Here is an 18,568-nt window from a genome sequence, read left to right as displayed (position 1 = left end):
GAACGGACATCGCGGCGTCATCTGCGGAGACATCCGGCGCCCGGACCGCACCGTTGGCAGGGCACGCCGTCGCACTGGTGCACGAGTGGTTCGGCGCGACGGGCGGCTCGGAGAACGTGTTCCTCTCGCTGCACGCGATAGTCCCGCACGCCACCGGGTTCGTGCTCTGGCGGGACCGGGACGCCCGACGCGGGCTCGAGTTCCGGGAGTCCTGGCTCGCCCGTACGCCGCTGCGCCGGGCGAAGGCGCTCGCCCTGCCGGTCATGCCGCTGACCTGGCGTACCCTGACCCGTGAACGGTTCGACGTGGTCATCTCGTCGAGCCACGCGTTCGCGCACACGGTCAAGCTCCGCCAGGACCAGGGCACCCGATACCTCAGCTACGTCCATTCGCCGGCCCGCTACCTGTGGAGCCCCGACTTCGACGGACGCGGCTCCGGCGGGCTCCTTGCGCTACCCCGGTCCGCGTTGCGGCACACCGACCGGCGACTCAGCCGCCATGTGCACAGCTACGCCGCGAACTCGGCCGAGGTGCGCTCACGCATCCAGCGGTTCTGGCGCCGCGACGCCCGGGTGATCAACCCGCCGGTCGACGTGGACTACTACGTGGACCCACCCGCGCCGCAACGCCGGCAGAATCGCGACTACCTGCTCGGGGTGGGGCGCTGGATCCCGTACAAGAACTTCGACCTCATGATCGAGATCGCCGACGCCGCCGGCCTGCCACTGGTCATCGCCGGCTCCGGGCCGGCGGAGGAGTCCCTGCGACGTGCCGCCGCCCGGGTACGGGTGCCGGTCAGCTTCGAGCACCGTCCGTCGCAGGAACGGCTCCGCGAACTTTACTGGGGTGCCAGGGCGCTGCTCTTCCCCGCGCACGAGGACTTCGGCATCATCCCCGTCGAGGCGATGGCCTGCGCCACGCCGGTGATCGGCGCCCGACGCGGCGGCCTGCTGGAGACCGTGGTCGACGGGGAGACCGGCTTCCTGCTCGACTCGGCAGACCCGCACCGGTACGCCGACGCGCTGCGCCGCCTCGACGAACTGGACCCGTCCCGGATCACCGCCCGCGCCGCCGACTTCTCGGCGGACGTGTTCGCGGGCAACGTGGCGTCGTGGGTCACCGATGAAGCGCACTGACCGCGGCGACGGTGCCGGCGTGGCCGCGTACGTCACCCGCGCGAACGGCACCCGCTGGCGTACCGCTCCCATCGTCGCGTCGACGGCCGGAACCCTACTCGTCGCAGCCCTCGGCGTCACCACCGTGCTCCCCCGGCCCACCGTGGCCGGGGTGCTCGGACTGGTCGTGGTGGCGATCTGCCTGGCCGCGCTCTACCACGCCACCGTCGCCGAGTCGTTCGCACCCGTCGCGGTGACGTTCTGGGCGTTCGTCGGGGTGTGGGTCGGCTTCGCGCCGCTGCTGCAGATCCGGGACCGCCGGCTGCCCTGGCCCGACCTGCCGCTCTACCAGCACTACGTCACCGCCCAGGTGATCCTCGTCCTGGCCGTCACCGCCTACTGGGCCGGCTACACCCGCCGGCTGCCCGCGCCCCGCGCGGTCTCGTCCGGCCGCCTCCAGGTCACCGTGGAGAAGGCGGTCGTGCTGACCGGGCTGGCCCTGGTGATGGCGGTGGTATGCCTGCCCCGCACCGGTGGGCTGGCGGTCCGGTTCACCAGTCGCGACGACCTGCAACGCGCCATCGAGCAGGCCGGTCTGCGGGGCGGCCAGGACCTCGCCCTCCTCGGGCTGCTCAGCACGCTGCCGGCCGCGACCAGCGTGGTCGCGTTGATCCTGTGCCTGCTCTGCTGGCGCAACCGCTGCTATGCCGACCCGAGGGCACGGCTGATCCTGGCCGCCGGCACGGCTGTCGCGGTGGCCCTGAACCTCGTCTACAACAATCCGTTGACCGCGAACCGGTTCTCGTCGTTCAGCGTGATGCTGGCCGCCGGGCTGGCGCTGGTCAGGCTCCGCCGGCAACGCTGGCGTACCCTCTTCTCGGTCGGGATGCTGCTCGGGCTCGCCGTCCTCTATCCACTGGCCAACCTGTTCCGCAACGACCGGTCACGCGGAAACCTGCGGCTGGGCCTGGACGCCTACTACACCTGGGACTTCGACGGATTCCAGCAGACCGTCAACGCCGCCTTCTACGTCGACAGCCAGGGCCACACCTGGGGCCACCACCTGATCTCGGCGCTCTTCTTCTGGGTACCGAGGTCGCTGTGGGAGGGCAAGGCGATCCCCGCCGGAAACGTCGTCGCGGACAGCCGCGGTTACGAGTTCCAGAACCTGGCCCTGCCGTTCTGGGCCGAGGTCTTCGTCGAGTTCAGCTTCGTCGGCGTGGTGGTGCTGTTCTTCTGCTACGGCAAGCTGGCCCGGCGACTCGACCGGGCGCTGAACACCTCGCCGGCGAACCTGCCGGTCGCGCTGGCCGTCATCTTCGCCGCCTGCCAGATCGGACTGCTGCGGGGGCCGCTCGGCGCCCAGATCCCGTTCGTCGGCGCCGCGTTCGTGGTGCTGCTGGTCGGAGTCTTCGGCTGGCACGGTCGAGTCTGGGGCCTCACCCGGCGAGACGAGGTCGGTCCGGTGGCGGAGCCGAGCGACCCGGTCCAGGTGCCGACGTGAGCCGCCCCAGGATCGCCGTCCTCGCCGACTGGTGGTGGCCGAACCTGGTGGGCGGGGCGGAGCGGTCGTCCCGGTCCGCCGCGCTGGAACTCGCCCGGACCGCCGAGGTCGCGGTCTTCGTACCGGCACCGGCAGACCAGGTGTACCCCGACGGGCCGCTCACCGTGCACGCCGTGCGACGGCCGTACGCCCGGCGGGTGCACGCCGACTCGGCGCTCCGGCGTGGGTTGGAACTGTTGACCGCGTGGCTGCTGCCGACGGTCGCCTCCCGGCAGATCCGCGCGCTGCGGGCGTACCGCCCGGACGTGGTCGTCGCGACCAACATCTCCCGCACCGGCCCGTGGCTGCTGCGCTGGGCCAGGGCGAACGGTGTCCGGCTGGTGCGGTCGTACCACGACCTGAGCGACACCTGCTGGCGGCGGTCCCGGCGCCGGGGCGCCCGGAACTGTGTCGAGATCTGCGCGGACTGTCGGGTCAAGACCCGGGTAATGCGCCGGGCGACGCCACCCGCGACGATCGCCGTCTGCGTCTCCGGCTTCGTCCGGGACGAGTTGGAACGGGCTGGCCTGACCAGCGGGGAGACCAGCCTGGTGGGCTATCCGCTGATCGGCCCGCCGTCGGCCGCGCCGCGGGCGTACCGCCGCGACCCGGCGCGGGTGGTCCTCGGTTATCTGGGCCGGGTCGCCCCGGTGAAGGGCGTCGAGGCGGCGATCCGCACCGCCGCGGCGTACCGGCGGAACACGGGCGTGGCCGTCACCATGCTCGTGGCCGGCGAGGGCCAGCCGGACTACCTGCGGACGCTGGCGGACCTCGCCACCGGGCAGCAGGTCGAGGTGGACTTCGCGGGCCACCTGGACGTCGAGGCGTTCTGCGCCCGGATCGACGCGGCGCTGATCCCGTCCACCTGGATGGAACCGTTCGGCCGGGTGGCGGTGGAGGTGGGCAGCCGCGGTCGGCCGATCCTCGTCTCGCGGGTGGGCGGCCTCCCCGAGGCCGCCGCCGTCTCGGGAGGACGGTACGCCTTCACCGACTTCACCGACCCAAAGGCCGCCGCCCGCGCCCTCGGCGAACTCCTCGACCCGCGGACGGATTCCACGTCGGCACCGGCGCCGGGCCCGATCCCGGCGATGCCGCTGGAGCAGGGCGTGGTGACCGCGGTCGCGCGGGCGTTGCAGGGCTGGCCCGGGAACCGGGAGGAGCAACGGGCGTGACGGAGACGGCGACGGCGACCGGTGGGGCCGCACGGTCCGGCGGGCGGTCCTGGTCGACGCCGGCGCTGACCCTGGGTCAGCTCGCGCTGATGGCCACCAGCCTGGTGTTCAGCCTCTCCCTCGGCTACGCGGGCGGGCTGGCGGCGGTCGGCGCCGTCGCACCGGCGATGCTGGTCTTCCAACTGAGCTGCGGAGTCCTACAACGTACCCTCGCCGAGGCGACGCTGCTGTCCACCGCCCACGAGGGCCGGCGCGCCGAGCGGGCGACCTGCCGGTGGTCGGTGGCCGCCGCGCTGGGCGGCGGCCTGCTCGGCGCCGTCGTGGCACTGCTGTCCAGTCTCGCCGTCCCGGACGTACCGGTGGAGTTGGCCCTCGGCTACGCGGCCGGGATCCCGTTCGTGCTCGCGCTCGACGTCGGCCGGTCCGCGGCGGTGGCTGCGGGCGCGGCCCGGTCGGCGTTCCTGGAGTCGGCGCTCTGGCTCGTCGTCCAGACGGCGTCGATGCTGTGCTTCGCGGCACTGGGCTCGCCGGTCGGCATCTGTCTGTCCTGGGCCGTGGTGAACGCCGCCTTCTTCCTCGTCGCCGCCGGCCAGTCCGATCGCCGGCCGGCGCTGCGCGGGCTGCTGCGGTGGCTGCGCTCCCGCCGGGCGAGCATGGGAGCGGCTTCGCTGGACGCCTTCGTCGTCGGCGTGACACCCGTACTCGCCATGCAGGTCACGGCGTTTGTCAGTACGGCCGCCACGCTCGGCGTCATCCGGGTGCTGCAACAGGTGCTCGCTCCGCTGGCGTTCGTCTCGATCACCTTCCGGCGGGTGCTGATATACCGGCGGCGCGCCGACAGCGCCAGTACGGTCTGGCAGGATCTCCGCGACGGGTTGCTGTCGCTGGCTCTGATGGCCGCCGGTGCGGTGCTGCTCGGTCTGGCGGTGGTCCTCGGTCGGCGGATCGTGCCCGCACTGGCCTTCGTCCCGGTCGGCACCGCGCTGGTCGCCGCCGGTGTGGAGAAGGCGGCGCTCGGCTTCTCCTACGGGTGCTCGTTGAGCAGGTTCGTCCGAGGTGAGTTCGACGTCCTGCTGCGCGCCCGCTACGTCATGCTCGGCCTCACCGTGCTCGCGGCACCGCTGATGACTCTCTGGTGGGGTGCGGCCGGCTACCTCGTCGGGTCGTCGCTCGGCATGGTCGGCTACTCGTTCGCCGTGCTCGGCCTGCGGGACGGTCGACGACCCGTTCCGGCCGGGCCGCGGCCCGGGTTTTCCTGATCGGAGTCTGTCCCCTATGTTTGCTGTATGACCGACGTCGTCGCGCTCCTGCTGCGCCGGGCCGGTTTCGGTCCCACCGCGAGCGAGCTGTCGGCGGCGCGACAGGCCGGCTACCCGGCGACGTTGTCCGCCCTGCTCTCCCCCGCCGGCCCGGACGTCGGCGCGACCAGTGCCCCCGTGCCCGTGCTGGCTCGGGATCCGTACGCGGGACAGCGCGACCCCACCCCGGAGCAGAAGGTCGCGTTCGAGCGTCGCCGGGAGATCGAGACCGAACAGATCACCCGGTGGTGGGTGGATCGCATGACGGTCGCCAGCCACCAGGCGGTGGAGAAGCTGATTTTCTTCTGGCACGGTCACTGGGCCACCTCGATCAAGAAGGTCCGCAGCCCGCAGCTGATGATGGTGCAGCACCGCACCTTCCGGCAGTCCACCGACTTCGTGACCATGGCCCGACAGATGGTGGTCGACGCGGCGCTCTCGCTCTATCTGGACGGCAACCGCAACACCCGGCGTGCGCCGAACGAGAACCTCGCCCGTGAGCTGTTCGAGCTGTTCATGGTCGGCATCGGTCACTACACGGAGAAGGACGTCAAGGAGGCGGGCCGGGCCCTGACCGGGTGGCGTTACAGCCTGGCCCAGGAACGCTCCATCTTCAACCCGGCGGAACACGACCCGGGCAGCAAGACGATCCTCGGCTCGACCCTGGACTTCACCGCGGCCACCCTGATCGACCTGTTGCTGGCCCAGGAGGCATGTCCACGGTTCGTCGCGTCCCGGCTCTGGTTCCGCTACGGGTCGTCGACCCGTCCACTGCCTGAGGCGCTGCGGGACAAGATGGTCGCCGCGTTCCCGATCCCGATGGCGATGCTCAAGGTGATGTTCTCCGACGACGCGTTCCACGCCACCAACGGCGAGATGGTGAAGCAGCCGATCGAGTGGTTCATCGGGGCCCTGCGCCAGCTCGGGCTGCGGCCGGCAGCTCTGCCGACGGAAACCCACGACGAGCTGCTCAAGATCTTGGAAGACCTGGGCCAGCTTCCGTTCGCGCCGCCCAACGTCGGAGGCTGGCGCTCCGGTGGCGCCTGGCTGACCTCCGCCGCGGCCCAGGTCCGGCTACGTCTCGCCGGCAAGATCGCCGAACGGGCCGCGATCGACCGGCTGACGCCGGAGAGTTTGGCATATCTGCTCTGCGTGGACGCCTGGTCCAACCGGACCTACGCGGTGCTACGCGACGCGGCCAGTGACCCCCGCCGGCTACTGACCCTCGGACTCGTGAGCCCGGAATACCTGGTGGCCTGACATGATGGACCTACGGACGCGGCGTCGGTTCCTCCTCACCTCCGGAGTGGTCGGTGCCGGTGCACTGGCTGCCGGGGCCGGCACGTTGGGGCTGGTCGAACTGCTCCGCACCGCAGAGAGTGCCCGTGCCGCCACCGATGGCAAGCTCGTCGTGGTCACCCTGTACGGCGGCAACGACGGCCTCAACACCGTCGTGCCGTACGCGGATTCCGCGTACCACTCGGCGCGGCCGGAGCTGGCGTACGACCCGGCGGAGGTGCTGCACCTCGACGACCGGCTCGGGCTCAATCCGAAGATGCCGGGGCTGAAGAAGCTCTGGGACGCCAAGCAGCTTGCCATCGTCCTCGGCGTCGGATACCCGCGGCCGGACCGCAGCCACTTCCGGTCGATGGACATCTGGCAGACCGCCTCGCCGGCCAACCCCGTGCCGACCGGCTGGGTGGGGCGCTGGCTGGACGGCACCTCGGCTCCGCCGGAGACGGCGGTGAGTTTCGAACCCGTGCTGCCGCCGCTGCTCGCCGGGGAGAGCCGGGCCGGTGCCTGCGTCAGCCCGGCCGGCCTGAAGCTGCCGAACGGGATAACGCCGGAGATGATCGCGGCACTGGGCCGGTCCGAGTCGGCCGAACCGGCACTGCGGGCCCGGGCCGCGTCCGCCTACGCGGACCTGCTGCACGTGGAGCACCTGATCCGCGAGGCGGAGCAGGCGCCGAAGGATCCGGCCGGCCAGGAACTCGAACTCCTCACCACCGGCACCGGCCGGACGAGTTCCCTCGGTACCCAGCTCGCCCTGGTGGCGCGCTGCGTCGAGGCCGGCGTGCCGACCCGGGTGTACTCGGTGAGCCTGGACGGCTTCGACACCCACGCCGACGAGATCGGCGCCCACGAGAGCCTGCTGAAGCGGCTCGACGACGCGTTGTCGGGTTTCGTCGCCCGGATGTCCCGGACCGAAGCCGGCCGGCAGGTGACGGTGGTGGTATACAGCGAGTTCGGCCGACGGGTCCGGGCGAACGCCTCGGACGGCACCGACCACGGCACCGCCGGCCCGGTGTTCGTGCTCGGTCCCCGGGTGGCCGGCGGTTTCTACGGCGAGCAGCCGAGCCTGACCGACCTGGACGACGGGGACCTGAAGGCGGGCCTGGACCTGCGGACGGTGGTCGGCACTCTGCTCGATTCGGTGTTGGACGCCGAGCCGGAGCGCTATCTCGACGGTTTCCAGGGCCGGTGGCTGCCGCTGCTGCGGACCGAATGACCTGCCCGGTGACGCCGGATCACCGACCGCCGCCCCGGAACACCTCCGCGATCGTCCGCACCAGCACCTTGGTGTCCAGCCAGAGTGACCAGTTCTCGATGTAGTAGTTGTCGAACCGGGCCCGGTCGGAGATCGGAGTATCGCCGCGCAAGCCGCTGACCTGGGCGAGGCCGGTCAGACCGACCGGTACCCGGTGCCGCATCGCATAGTCGGGATGCTCGGCGGAGAACTTCTCCACGAAGTACGGGCGCTCCGGGCGGGGCCCGACGACGGTCATGTCGCCGCGCAGGATGTTCCAGAGCTGGGGCAACTCGTCGAGGGACGTACGGCGCATGAACCGGCCGATCGGGCCGACCCGGCGGTCGTCCGCGATGGACCAGTTCGTCTGGGACTCGTGCTCGTCGCGGGGGCGCATGGTGCGGAACTTGATGACCTTGAACGGCTTGCCGTACTGCCCGATCCGCTCCTGCCGGAAGAAGATGCCCCGGCCGCCGTCGAGGAACGTCAGCATCGCGCAGAGCAGGATGACCGGACTGAGCAGGACGAGCGCCACGGAGGCCAGCACGAGGTCGGAGGCCCGCTTGACCGCCCAGCGCGGCCCGGAGAGCGTGGTGTACCGGATCTGCACGACCGGGATCGCTCCGATGTGGTCGGGCATCCCGCCGGGGGAACGGGAACCCCAGAGCCGTTGTACCGCCCAGAGGTCGCAGCGGGCGCTTGCCGGGCGGCTCAGCAACTCCATCAGCGCGGGCTCCGGGCACTCCGGGTCGGCGATGATCAGGACGTCGCACTCCGTCAGCGCGATCCGCTGCTCCAGGTCCTCGAGGGTGCCGATCAGCGGCGCCGCGCCCGGGAGGTGACGGTGGGTGGAGTCGACGCATCCGGCGAACCGGAGGCCGTACCGGGGGTTACGCCGGAGCAGGCGGGCCAGTTCCAGCGAGATGGGGCCACTGCCGATGATGATGGCGTTGTGCTCCACCCAGCGCCGCTGGCGAGCCAGTACGACCGCACGCCGGGTGATGGTGCGCCCGACGATGACCAGTCCGGCGGAGAGGGCGACGCCCCGCATGAAGCCGGCGACGTACTCCACCGAGCCGTGCCGCGTGGCCGCAATGATCGCCACGGTGCCGGCCGAGGCGAGCAGCCGGCCGCAGAGGGTGGGGAGTTCGTCGAGGATGCTCACGTGCCGGCGACCACGATAGAGCCCGCCGGCCGCGAAGATGGTCACCGTGAGAGTGGCCGTGAACAGCGTCCCCCGCCAGTAGCGGTCGGTCAGCAACAGTGGGGTCAGCAGGGCGACGAGGTCGACCGGAGCTGTCACCATCCAGGCACGCAGGCTGCGGGTCCGCTTCGAGGTGGCGGAGCCGGCGTAGGGCAGCACGGCGGTGGTGTCGAGCCCGGGCCCGGCACGCTCCGTCACGGTCTGCTCCGCCGCCCGAGGGCGTGGGAGCACCCGCTGGTCAGTCTCGTTGACCGGCCGGGACTGCTCCACCGTCGGCGGCGCCAACCGACCGGCGTCGTGGCTGAGCGCCGATTCCATCGCCGCGCCGGGCTGCACCGCCGGCCAGCTCGTCATCTCCATGACCTCCCCCCGGAGCACGGTCGCGGCGAGCCGAGACCGTGCGAAGCCGCCAGCAGGATACGGCCCGGCCGCCCGTGTTTCCAGGGGCTACCCGTCCACTTCCGGCGCGGCTGCGCCGGTGGCGACGCAGCGGAGCGAGCCGCCGAGGCTGCCGTGCCCCCGCTGGACAGTCGACGGACGGTGGTGGTCGTCGGAGTCGTGCCCCGCCCGCCGGTCCACAACGGACGCCCGGACACGGCGGTTGGCGTACCGCTATTTCTTGGCGTTGCTCAGGATCTCCGGTACCGCGTCCCGGCGGACCGCCTCGTAGAACTTCTTGGCCTTCTCCCGGTCGGCGAAGACGACACTCTCGCCGCCGACCCGGCCGGTGCCCTGGGTCGGACTTGTGACGAACGTCAGGTTGCCGCTGCGCAGATGCCGCAGCTCCATCCCCATGTCGAGCATCGAGAGGGTCTTGTCGACCGAGACCGCATCGGCGGAGGCCCGGATGAACGAGTTCAGCTTGGCGGGGTTGGCCAGGGTCCCCCCGGAGGCGGCCTTGTCCAGGATGGCCCGGATGACCTGCTGCTGGTGCCGGATCCGGGCGAAGTCCCCGTCCTTGAACGCGTAGCGCTCCCGGGCGAAGTCCAGCGCCTGCGCGCCGTCCATGACCTGCGTGCCCTGCTTGAACTCGCGGCGGCCGCTGGGCAGCAGCGAGTGTGTCGAGGTGAAGCCCTCCTCGACGGTGATCCGCACACCGCCCAGCGCGTCCACGATCTCCTTGAAGCCGGCGAAGTCGACGAGCGCCACGTGGTCGACGCGGACCCCGGTGAACTTCTCGACCGTCTGCACCATCAGCGGGATGCCGCCCCAGGCGTAGGCCGCATTGATCTTGGCGTCCCGGCCACCGTGCTTGCCGTCCTTGGACTTGGGCACGTTGACCCAGGTGTCCCGGGGGATCGAGACGAGCTGGGCGCTGGACCGGTCCGCCGGCAGGTGGGCGAGGATGATGGTGTCGCTGCGCGATCCGCCCGTGCTGGACGGGTCACGGGTGTCGCTGCCCAGGATCAGGATGTTCTTGGCGTCCTTCGCCACCTTGACCGGGCGCGACTCCTCGGGAACGGTGTCGAACGCCTCGACCCGCTCGATGCCCGATTCCAGGGAGTGGACGTAGAAGCCCGCCGCGACCGCTCCCCCACCGCCGAGCAAGGCCAACACCAGCAGCGTGATGAGGACTATCCGCCTGGTGCGCCGCCGCCGCTTGGGGGCCGGCGCTTCGGTGGGCCTCCCGTCGGGAGTCACCGCGATGACCTCGGTGGAGTCGGACTCCGCGAGTTGGGGTCGCTGTGGCATGGCTCGATGCTACTGACCGGCGCAACAGCCTACGGCCCGGGATCCCAGGCGTACCCGGACCATCCGACCGGGACGACCGCGTCGCAGGGCAGGAGGTGCGCAGCCGGTAGCCGAAGCCGCGCATCGTCTCGATGACGTCCTCGCCGAGCTTTCCAGCAGCACGAACTCCCGGCCGGTCAGCGCCACGTCCCGACCGTGCACGGTGACCTGCCGGGACCAGAGGTCGAGCCGAGTCGGGCCGGCGGCGGTGCCGGTCCGCCACCAGAGTGCACGCGCCCAGCTCACCGACCTGCCACCGGCGCGGCGCCAGTGCGCTGAGCTTCACCGCCAGTTCGCGAAGAACCCCAGGTCGATCCGCTCGGGTTGGAGGAATTGCAGATGCGGGACATCGGCCAGGATGTGCAGGTCGCCGACGATCCGGGCAATCCACTCCAGTTCGTCGGTGACCACCGCGATAGTGCCGCGCGTCGATGGCACGTACCTCGAACCGGTGCACCCCGGCGAAGAGGAAGTGGTAGCTGGTCAGGCTGGTGAATGTTCTCTTGTCTATGCTCTTCCCGCCGTTTTGCCGGCCCGGCCGGGCCCGGACGATGAGAGGCTTCTCATCCATCCCTCATCAGGACGTCATCAGGCTCCGGCAGCCTGGCGGCATGAGCTCGCAGAAGGTCGCCACCGGAGTCGGGCTGGGGGCGCTGGCCGGGTTGCTCGCCGGAGTCGGTCTGCCGGCGCTGCTGCCGCACGATCGGGTTCCGGTGATCCAGATCATCAGTCCGGCCACCCAGACCACGACGACCGACGGGGGCGACGATGCGGCCGGCCCGGTCGACGACGAGAGCCTCGGCCCAGCCGAGCGCGGAGGCGATGATGACGACGCCGGAGGCGACGGAACCGGTTCCGACGACGGAACGAACGACGGAGGCGGTGCCGACGACGGAACGGACGACGGCCCGCCGCGCACCGGCGGTGGCGACGACGACGGCGACGACGGGGCACCCGCTGGTGGTGACGACGGGGACGACCGACGACCACCGCGCAACCAGCCGCCCGCCGACGACGACGGGGCCGACGACGAGGACGACCGGGACGACGACAGCTCCGGCGACGACGACGGAGATGACGACGGGGACGGGGACGACGACGGGAACAGGGACGGGGACTGAGCCGCCGGGCCGGCGCTGGCGACCGACGCTCGGGCTGCGGCTCCGGCTGCTCGGCTGGGCCCTGGCGCTACTCGCCGTCGCCAGCCTGGCCTCGGTGGTGGTGATCCGGCAGGTGCTGCTCAACCAGTTGGAGAACCGGATCGCCGCCGACATGCGCCAGGAGGTCACCGAGTTCCGCCGGCTCGTCGGCGGTCGGGATCCGCAGAGCGGGCAGCCGTTCGGAACCGACCTGCGGGCCATCGCCGACACCTACCTGCTGCGCAACGAGCCGCAGGCCGGTGAACTGGTACTCGTCTTCGTCGACGGGGCGTTCTACCGGGCGACGGCGAACCCGCCGTACGACCCGAGCGGTGACGCGGCCCTGCTGCGCAGGTGGACCGGGCTGGCCGACAGCGCGTACGGGCGGATCGCCGACACTCCGGCCGGCTCGGCGCGCTGGCTGGCCGTACCGGTGGTGATCGACGGCGCGGTACGCGGCCAGGTGGTCGTCCTCGAGTTCGGTGCCGAACGGCGGGCCGAGATCGACCGTGCGGTACGCCTGATGGCGCTGGCCTGCCTGCTGGTGATCGTGGTGGTGGCCGCCGGTGGTTACCTGGCGATGGGCCGGGCGCTGCGTCCGCTGCGGACGGTCACCGAGACCGCCCGGACCATCGAGGAGACCGACCTGTCCCGGCGGATCGAGGTCACCGGCACCGACGAGGTCGCCGACCTGGCGCACACCTTCAACGGGATGCTGGGCCGGCTGCACCGGGCGTTCGCCGCGCAGCAGGCGTTCGTCTCCGACGCCGGCCACGAGCTGCGTACCCCGATCACCATCGTCCGGGGCCACCTGGAGTTGATGGGCGACGACCCGGACGAGCGGGCCGAGACGGTCGCGCTGATCACCGACGAGCTGGATCGGATGAACCGGATGGTCAACGACCTGCTGATGCTCGCCCGCGCCGAACAGCCCGACTTCCTGCATCCCGAGCAGGTGGAGGTCGCGATGATGATGCACGATGTCTACGCCAAGGCCGTCGCCCTCGGGGACCGGGACTGGCGGCTCGGCGAGCTGGACGAGACGGCGGTGTGGGCCGACCGGCAGCGGCTCACCCAGGCGTTGATGCAGCTCGCCCAGAACGCCGTCCAGTTCACCGACGCCGGCGACACGATCGAGCTGTCCGCCCGGGCCGAGCGGCCGGGACAGCCGGGCCGGGTGCTGCTCTCGGTCCGGGACGCCGGGGTCGGCATCGAGCCCGAGGACCGGGAACGGATCTTCGCGAGGTTCGCCCGCGCCGAGCACGCGCCGCGACGGCATGCCGAGGGCTCCGGCCTCGGGCTGGCCATCGTGGCCGCGATCGCCGAGGCGCACCGGGGCACGGTCGCGGTGGACAGCGTGCCCGGCGCCGGGTCGACCTTCACCCTGGTGCTGCCGGCCAGCGCGGTACGGCCACCGGCGACCGGGGGCGACCGGTGAACCGGGTACTCATCGCCGAGGACGAGCCGCGGATCGCCTCGTTCCTGACCAAGGGGCTGCGGGCGGCCGGCTACGTCGCCACGGTGGTGACCAACGGCGTGGAGGTGGCCGCGGCGGCCCGCAGTGGCGACTACGACGTGCTGATCCTGGACCTGGGACTGCCCGGGCAGGACGGGCTGGCGGCACTGGCCCAGATCCGGGCCAGGGGCGAACGGCTGCCGGTGATCGTGCTGACCGCCCGGGACGCCGTACCGGACCGGGTCGCCGGGCTCGACCTGGGCGCCGACGACTACATGACCAAGCCGTTCAGCTTCGAGGAACTCCTCGCCCGGGTCCGGGCCCGGCTGCGCGAGCACGGCCAGGCCACCCCGACGGTGTTGCAGGCCGGGCCGGTCCGGCTCGACCTGGTCCGGCGTACGGCGACGGTCGACGGCGTCCCGATCGAGCTGACCGGCCGGGAGTTCCTGCTCGCCGAGACGCTGCTGCGGCACCCGGGTCAGGTGCTCAGCCGGGAGCAGTTGCTGGACCGGGTCTGGGGCCTGGCCCACGACCCCGGCTCGAACGTGGTGGACGTCTACATCGGATACCTGCGCCGCAAGCTCGGCACCGACCGGATCAAGACGGTACGCGGCATCGGCTACCGGCTGACCGCCTGACCGCTCTCCGGCCCTCTCCGTCGGCTCCGGTCCTCTCCGTCGTCCCCATCGTGTCCGTCCTCTCCGCCTCCGCAGTCTCTGGTCAGGCGGCCCCGGGCGGGTGGCTGAGTCGGGGCGGGCGGTCGGGTCGGGCGGGTGGCTGAACGGATTCTCATGGTCGGTTCACCGCCACCTCACGACCGGGCGGGATCGTCGCTGGCATGTCGACGACCAGCACCATCCCGACCGGGCGAAGCGGCGACCGCCAGCTCGCCCTGCTCACCGGAGCGGCCGCCGAGGACGTACTCCGGGCCGCGTTGCGACCCTCCGGCGGTGAACTGCTCGACTGGCGGGCCGTCCAGGTGGAGCACCAGCCGGGCCGCCGGGTCACCGCCGCCTACCAGGCCCGGATCCGTTGGCCGGACGGGCGGGTCCGGGACGAGCGGCTGGCCGCCTGCACCGGACGCGCCCCGGCCGGCACGGTGGTGCTGGGCAACGGCACCGACCGGGTGGCGGCGTGGCGCTTCCCGTACGACCCGGCGTTGCCGGCGCTGCGCGGCGCGTACGACGAGGGGGGCGTCGCCGCCCTGCTGCGCGACCTCGGCCTCGGCGACGGCCCGGTGGACCTGCGGGTACGCGCCTACCGGCCCCGGCGGCGGGCGGTGATCGAGGCGGCCGGCGCGGGCGGCAGCGTCTTCCTGAAGGTCGTCCGCCCCGAGCAGGTGTCCGAGCTGCACGACCGGCACCGGCTGCTGGTCCGGGCCGGGGTACCGGCCGCACCCAGCCTGGGTTACACCCCCGACGGGCTGCTGGTGCTCCAGGCGTTGCCCGGGCAGAGCCTGCGCCAGGCGCTGCGCGGCCGGGCACCGCTGCCCTCGGGACGGGCCCTGCTGCACCTGCTCGACCAGCTCCCGGCCGAGCTGACCCGGGACCGGCCCCGACGCTCCTGGCGGGAGAAGGCCCCGCACTACGCCTCGATGCTCGCCACCGCCCTGCCCGGGGTGGCCGACCAGGCCACCGCGCTGGCCGCGGCGCTGACCGACGAGTCGACCCCCGGTCCACCGGCCGTGGTGCACGGCGACCTGTACGAGGGCCAACTGTTGGTCGCCGGTGGCCGGATCACCGGTCTGCTCGACGTGGACACCGCCGGACCGGGCGAGCGCCTGGACGACCTGGGCTGCCTGCTCGGGCACCTCTCCGTGCTGGCCCTGATGCACCGGGACCGGGCGGCCGCGATCCAGCGGGCCGGTGCCGGCTATCTGGCCGCGTTCGAGCAGGTCGTCGACCCCGCCGAGCTGCGCTACCGCACGGCGGCCGTGGTGTTGTCCCTGGCCACCGGCCCGCACCGGGTCCAGGAGCGGAACTGGCCGGCGGGTACCCGGGCCCGGCTCGAACTGGCCGAACTCTGGCTGGACAGCGCCCGGCGGCTCCGTCGGCGTAGCTGACCGGCAGCGCGCCGTGCGGTCGGCGAGGTACCGGCCGGAGAGCCGTCGGGGTCGATGAGTCAGGTCTCATCCCGGCGTCAGGACTGTCTCATCCGCGGGTCGGAGGCTGTAACCAGAGCAGATCATCGAGGAGGAAGAGATGCGCATCAACCGTACGTGGCAGATCGTCATCGGCGGCGCGGGTGCTGCCGCACTGGTCGCCGGTCTCACCGCCGGCGCGGCGACGGCCAGCGACGGGATCGAGCTGCGGGACAAGGTCCAGCCGATCCAGTTGCAGGGCGGCCAGTACGACTCCGGCGCCGTCGACGACTCGCCGGAGTCCGCCGACAGCGCTCACCAGTCGCCGTTCGACTCGGCGAACTCGGTCAGCGACAGTCCCGGGGACCCGGGCTGGGTCGACCCGTCGCCCGAGTCGGCGGACAGCGTCAACGCCTCGGCCGCGGACTCGCCCGCCAAGGCGAAGCCGGTGGTCAAGCCGAAGAAGGACGTGCCGAAGCCGAAGTCGAAGGTGGTGGACGACAGCCCGGACGACTCCCCGGCACCGGTGCGGAAGAAGAAGAGCGGCGGCGGCTCGGCCGACTCGGGCGGCTCCGCCGACTCCGGCGGGTCGGCCGACTCGTCCGACTGACGGACGCGCTACCCGGCGCGACCGCCTCTGCCCCTCCCTGCGCCGCGGCCCGACCACCCCCGGTTGGGCCGCGGCCCGCTGTCCGGGGCGGCACGACACGGAAACGGTACCCGGCCGGCCGCTCCGGTCCGGTGCCGCTGCGCGCCGCGCTGGCGGCGGTCCCCGCCGGTACTTTCCGGCCGGGTATCGCCATTCCCATGCCCGGGGCGAGCCGGATCGGTGACAGTGCGAGGCGGGAGCGGTGCCGGACTGAGGCGGAGATGGTGGGGCGGCAGGAGCGGAACGGGCCCGGTGCGACGCCGCCGGAGAACCCGACGATCACCTTCAGCCCGTCGGCCGAGTTCCCGCCGCTGAACGAGACGGAGCTGGCCGCCCTGCACGACGTCGGCCAGCGGTGGCGGGCGGACCTGCGGGACCATCCACCCCGGGACGCCGTACTGCCGCTGGATCCGAGTCTCGAACAGTACCGGCACCGGCCGGCGCCGAGCCGCTTCCACCGGCTCGGCCAGATCCAGATGTTCCCGACCGAGCGGCGGGGGCAGTTGACCGCGACCGGCGCGGCGAGCACCACCGGCAGCCGGTTCGGCCGGGCCGGTGGTGCCCTCCGACGCGTCCTGCTCGGACCGCCGCTGGCCAGCACGGCGGTACTCCAGGAGCGGATGCGGAAGCTGGTCGCCCTTCCGGTGCTCTCCTCCGACCTGCTCTCCTCGGTGGCGTACGGGCCGGAGGCGATGATCGCCGTCCTGGTGCTGGCCGGCAGCGGCGCGCTGAGCCTCTCCCTGCCGATCGCCGCCGCGCTGGTGGTGCTGATGATCACGGTCGGTACGTCGTACCGGCAGACGGTCTACGCCTATCCGCACGGCGCCGGCTCCTACCTGGTGGCCTCCGGCAGCCTCGGTCCCCGGTTCGGGCTCACCGCCGCGGCCGGGCTGATCCTCGACTACGTGCTGACCGTCTCGGTGTCGGTGGCGGCCGGGGTGGGGGCGATCACCTCGGCGCTGCCCGGGCTGGCCCCGTACACGGTGCTGTTCGGGCTGCTGGTGATCGCCGGGTTGCTCGCCGGCAACCTGCGCGGGGTACGGGCGGCCGGCCGGCTCTTCGCCGCGCCGACGTACCTCTTCATCGCCGCCATCGGACTGCTCTTCGTCGTCGGTCTGGTCCGGGCTGCGGGCCGGGGATTCGAACCGGTCCCGCCACCTCCGGTCGGCGCGGTCGAGGGGCTCGGCCTGCTGGTGGTGCTCCGCGCCTTCGCCTCCGGCGCGTCCTCGATGACCGGGATCGAGGCGGTCGCCGACGCGGTTCCGGCGTTCCGGCCGGTGGAGTGGCGGCAGGCGCGGACAACGCTGACCTGGATGGTCGGCATCCTGGTGGTGCTCTTCGCCGGGCTGACCCTCCTGATCCACTTCAACGGGCTGGTGCCCCGGGCCGACGAGACACTGCTGTCCCAACTCGCCCGCGCGACGTTCCGCACCGGGCCGTGGTACGCGCTGATCCAGGCCGCCACCACCCTGGTCCTGCTGCTGGCCGCGAACACGGCGTTCAACGACTTCCCCCGGCTGCTCTACTTCCTGGCCCGGGACGGCTACGCCCCCCGGCGGTTCCTGCACATGGGAGACCGGCTCGCGTTCAGCAACGGCATCATCGCGCTGGCCGTGGCGGCGGCCCTGATCTTCGTGGCGTTCGGCGGCTACACCCAGTTGTTGATCCCGCTCTACGCCGTCGGGGTCTTCCTGGCCTTCACCCTCTCCCAGAGCGGCATGGTGATGCACTGGCGCCGACGCCGGGAGCGGGGCTGGCGCTGGCGGGCGGCGCTGAACGCGACCGGCGCGGTGCTCTGCGCCCTGGTCCTGGTCACCGCCGCGATCACCAAGTTCTTCGAGGGTGCCTGGGTCGTGGTGGTCGCCGTGCCGCTGCTGGTGCTGCTCTGCCTGCACATCCGGTGGCACTACGACGCGATGCGGCAGGCACTGACCCTGCCGGCAGCGGCACCCGGCCCCGACCCGGCCCGGCCGGACGGCGGCCCCGAGCCCGCACAGCCACGGTCCAGTGGCGGCGGCGACGCCGAACAGGCACGGCCGGGCGGCGGGGATGCGGCCGGGCGGCCCGGCGCGGCGGAGGATGCCCGCCGGCCGAACGAGGTGGAGGAGACGAGCGGACCGGGTGACCTACGGGTCGATCTCAGCCCGGGCGAGGTACGGCACCTGGTGGTCGTACCGGTGGCCCGGCTGAACCTGGCCGCGCTGCGGGCGCTGGCGTACGCGACCTCGCTCGGGCAGCCGGCCTTCGCCGTGCACCTCAGTCCGGAACAGGAGGAGGCCGACCGGTTCCGCCGGCAGTGGGAGACCTGGGGCGCTCACCTGCGGCTGGAGACGATCATCTCGCCGTACCGGACCGTGATCGCACCGCTGGCCCAGTACGTCGCGGCCCTGCACTCCGTCCGCCCGGAGGTCACCCTGACCGTGGTGGTACCGGAGATCGTGGTCCGGCATCTGTGGCACCAACTGCTGCACACCCGGACCGAGCTGCGGCTCCGTCGCGCGCTGCGGGACGTACCCGGTGTGGTGGTCACCAGTGTGCCGATCCACCTGCCCGAATAGCACACCGGAGGGCATCGCGCCCAGGTGACGCCGGGGACACCCGCTCGGACGATCGCATCCGCCCCGTCGACCACCGCCCGGTTCCGCCCTCGACCG

At 72.3% G+C, this 18,568-nt stretch carries 15 protein-coding genes; 12 read left to right on the top strand and 3 right to left on the bottom strand.

The window, feature by feature from the left end; all coding sequences use genetic code 11:
- Nucleotides 1-53: 53 nt before the first annotated feature.
- From R6Y94_RS01300 to R6Y94_RS01275, 6 genes are read left to right on the top strand one after another with little or no spacing between them, the layout of a single operon-like run.
- Nucleotides 54-1,136: a glycosyltransferase gene (locus R6Y94_RS01300; protein WP_318393863.1), complete on the top strand. Its 1,083-nt coding sequence runs from the start codon at nt 54-56 to the stop codon at nt 1,134-1,136.
- Entirely contained in the window at nt 1,123-2,619 is a 1,497-nt protein-coding gene (locus R6Y94_RS01295) for a hypothetical protein (RefSeq protein ID WP_318393862.1), read from the top strand. Before R6Y94_RS01300 ends, R6Y94_RS01295 begins: the two co-directional genes overlap by 14 nt.
- Entirely contained in the window at nt 2,616-3,830 is a 1,215-nt protein-coding gene (locus R6Y94_RS01290; protein WP_318393861.1) for a glycosyltransferase, read from the top strand. Before R6Y94_RS01295 ends, R6Y94_RS01290 begins: the two co-directional genes overlap by 4 nt.
- A complete protein-coding gene (locus R6Y94_RS01285; protein WP_318393860.1) occupies nt 3,827-5,089 on the top strand; it encodes a hypothetical protein in 1,263 nt (420 codons plus the stop codon). Before R6Y94_RS01290 ends, R6Y94_RS01285 begins: the two co-directional genes overlap by 4 nt.
- A gap of 27 nt (nt 5,090-5,116) precedes the next feature.
- The gene (locus tag R6Y94_RS01280) at nt 5,117-6,388 is read left to right on the top strand and encodes a DUF1800 domain-containing protein (protein ID WP_318393859.1); all 1,272 of its coding nucleotides are present in this window, start codon (nt 5,117-5,119) and stop codon (nt 6,386-6,388) included.
- Nucleotide 6,389: 1 nt separating this feature from the next.
- Complete coding sequence (locus tag R6Y94_RS01275; protein WP_318393858.1) at nt 6,390-7,637, top strand: DUF1501 domain-containing protein; 1,248 nt, start codon at nt 6,390-6,392, stop codon at nt 7,635-7,637.
- Nucleotides 7,638-7,656: 19 nt separating this feature from the next.
- Here R6Y94_RS01275 and R6Y94_RS01270 read toward each other — a convergent pair whose 3' ends face one another.
- From R6Y94_RS01270 to R6Y94_RS01260, 3 genes are all read right to left on the bottom strand, one after another.
- Complete coding sequence (locus R6Y94_RS01270; RefSeq protein WP_318393857.1) at nt 7,657-9,213, bottom strand: sugar transferase; 1,557 nt, start codon at nt 9,211-9,213, stop codon at nt 7,657-7,659.
- 258 nt (nt 9,214-9,471) lie between these two features.
- A complete protein-coding gene (locus R6Y94_RS01265; RefSeq protein WP_318393856.1) occupies nt 9,472-10,551 on the bottom strand; it encodes an LCP family protein in 1,080 nt (359 codons plus the stop codon).
- Between the two features lie 321 nt (nt 10,552-10,872).
- On the bottom strand, nt 10,873-11,028 hold the full coding sequence (locus tag R6Y94_RS01260; RefSeq protein WP_318393855.1) for a hypothetical protein: 156 nt from the start codon (nt 11,026-11,028) through the stop codon (nt 10,873-10,875).
- A gap of 173 nt (nt 11,029-11,201) precedes the next feature.
- Between R6Y94_RS01260 and R6Y94_RS01255 the strand changes: the two genes are divergently transcribed.
- The 6 genes from R6Y94_RS01255 (at nt 11,202) to R6Y94_RS01230 (ending at nt 18,472) form a co-directional block, all read left to right on the top strand.
- Nucleotides 11,202-11,711 (top strand): hypothetical protein, encoded by a 510-nt coding sequence (locus R6Y94_RS01255; protein WP_318393854.1) that lies wholly within the window; start codon nt 11,202-11,204, stop codon nt 11,709-11,711.
- The gene (locus R6Y94_RS01250; protein ID WP_318393853.1) at nt 11,665-13,167 is read left to right on the top strand and encodes a HAMP domain-containing sensor histidine kinase; all 1,503 of its coding nucleotides are present in this window, start codon (nt 11,665-11,667) and stop codon (nt 13,165-13,167) included. The genes R6Y94_RS01255 and R6Y94_RS01250 overlap by 47 nt, the downstream gene beginning before the upstream one ends.
- Complete coding sequence (locus R6Y94_RS01245) at nt 13,164-13,823, top strand: response regulator transcription factor (RefSeq protein ID WP_318393852.1); 660 nt, start codon at nt 13,164-13,166, stop codon at nt 13,821-13,823. The genes R6Y94_RS01250 and R6Y94_RS01245 overlap by 4 nt, the downstream gene beginning before the upstream one ends.
- Nucleotides 13,824-14,023: 200 nt before the next feature.
- Nucleotides 14,024-15,247 carry a phosphotransferase gene (locus tag R6Y94_RS01240; protein WP_318393851.1) on the top strand — a complete coding sequence of 408 codons (1,224 nt, stop codon included), beginning with the start codon at nt 14,024-14,026 and terminating at the stop codon, nt 15,245-15,247.
- A 139-nt stretch (nt 15,248-15,386) separates the two neighbouring features.
- Nucleotides 15,387-15,875, top strand: a complete 489-nt coding sequence (locus R6Y94_RS01235) for a hypothetical protein (RefSeq protein WP_318393850.1) — start codon at nt 15,387-15,389, stop codon at nt 15,873-15,875.
- Between the two features lie 197 nt (nt 15,876-16,072).
- Nucleotides 16,073-18,472, top strand: coding sequence for an APC family permease (locus tag R6Y94_RS01230; protein WP_318393849.1), 2,400 nt, complete (start codon nt 16,073-16,075; stop codon nt 18,470-18,472).
- The last annotated feature ends 96 nt before the right edge of the window (nt 18,473-18,568 follow it).

This window comes from Plantactinospora sp. KLBMP9567 (assembly GCF_033446045.1).
Classification (GTDB): domain Bacteria; phylum Actinomycetota; class Actinomycetes; order Mycobacteriales; family Micromonosporaceae; genus Plantactinospora.
Note: the sequence above shows the minus strand (reverse complement) of the source record. Positions and strands in the feature narration are given on the sequence as shown.

Excerpts from the sequence above, each read along its gene's own strand:
- R6Y94_RS01280 (WP_318393859.1), top strand. The coding sequence starts at position 5,117 with ATGACCGACGTCGTCGCGCTCCTGCTGCGCCGGGCCGGTTTCGGTCCC.
- R6Y94_RS01250 (WP_318393853.1), top strand. The coding sequence starts at position 11,665 with ATGACGACGGGGACGGGGACGACGACGGGAACAGGGACGGGGACTGAG.
- R6Y94_RS01275 (WP_318393858.1), top strand. The coding sequence starts at position 6,390 with ATGATGGACCTACGGACGCGGCGTCGGTTCCTCCTCACCTCCGGAGTG.
- R6Y94_RS01240 (WP_318393851.1), top strand. The coding sequence starts at position 14,024 with ATGTCGACGACCAGCACCATCCCGACCGGGCGAAGCGGCGACCGCCAG.
- R6Y94_RS01255 (WP_318393854.1), top strand. The coding sequence starts at position 11,202 with ATGAGCTCGCAGAAGGTCGCCACCGGAGTCGGGCTGGGGGCGCTGGCC.
- R6Y94_RS01270 (WP_318393857.1), bottom strand. The coding sequence starts at position 9,213 with ATGACGAGCTGGCCGGCGGTGCAGCCCGGCGCGGCGATGGAATCGGCG.
- R6Y94_RS01235 (WP_318393850.1), top strand. The coding sequence starts at position 15,387 with ATGCGCATCAACCGTACGTGGCAGATCGTCATCGGCGGCGCGGGTGCT.
- R6Y94_RS01230 (WP_318393849.1), top strand. The coding sequence starts at position 16,073 with ATGCCCGGGGCGAGCCGGATCGGTGACAGTGCGAGGCGGGAGCGGTGC.
- R6Y94_RS01265 (WP_318393856.1), bottom strand. The coding sequence starts at position 10,551 with ATGCCACAGCGACCCCAACTCGCGGAGTCCGACTCCACCGAGGTCATC.
- R6Y94_RS01295 (WP_318393862.1), top strand. The coding sequence starts at position 1,123 with ATGAAGCGCACTGACCGCGGCGACGGTGCCGGCGTGGCCGCGTACGTC.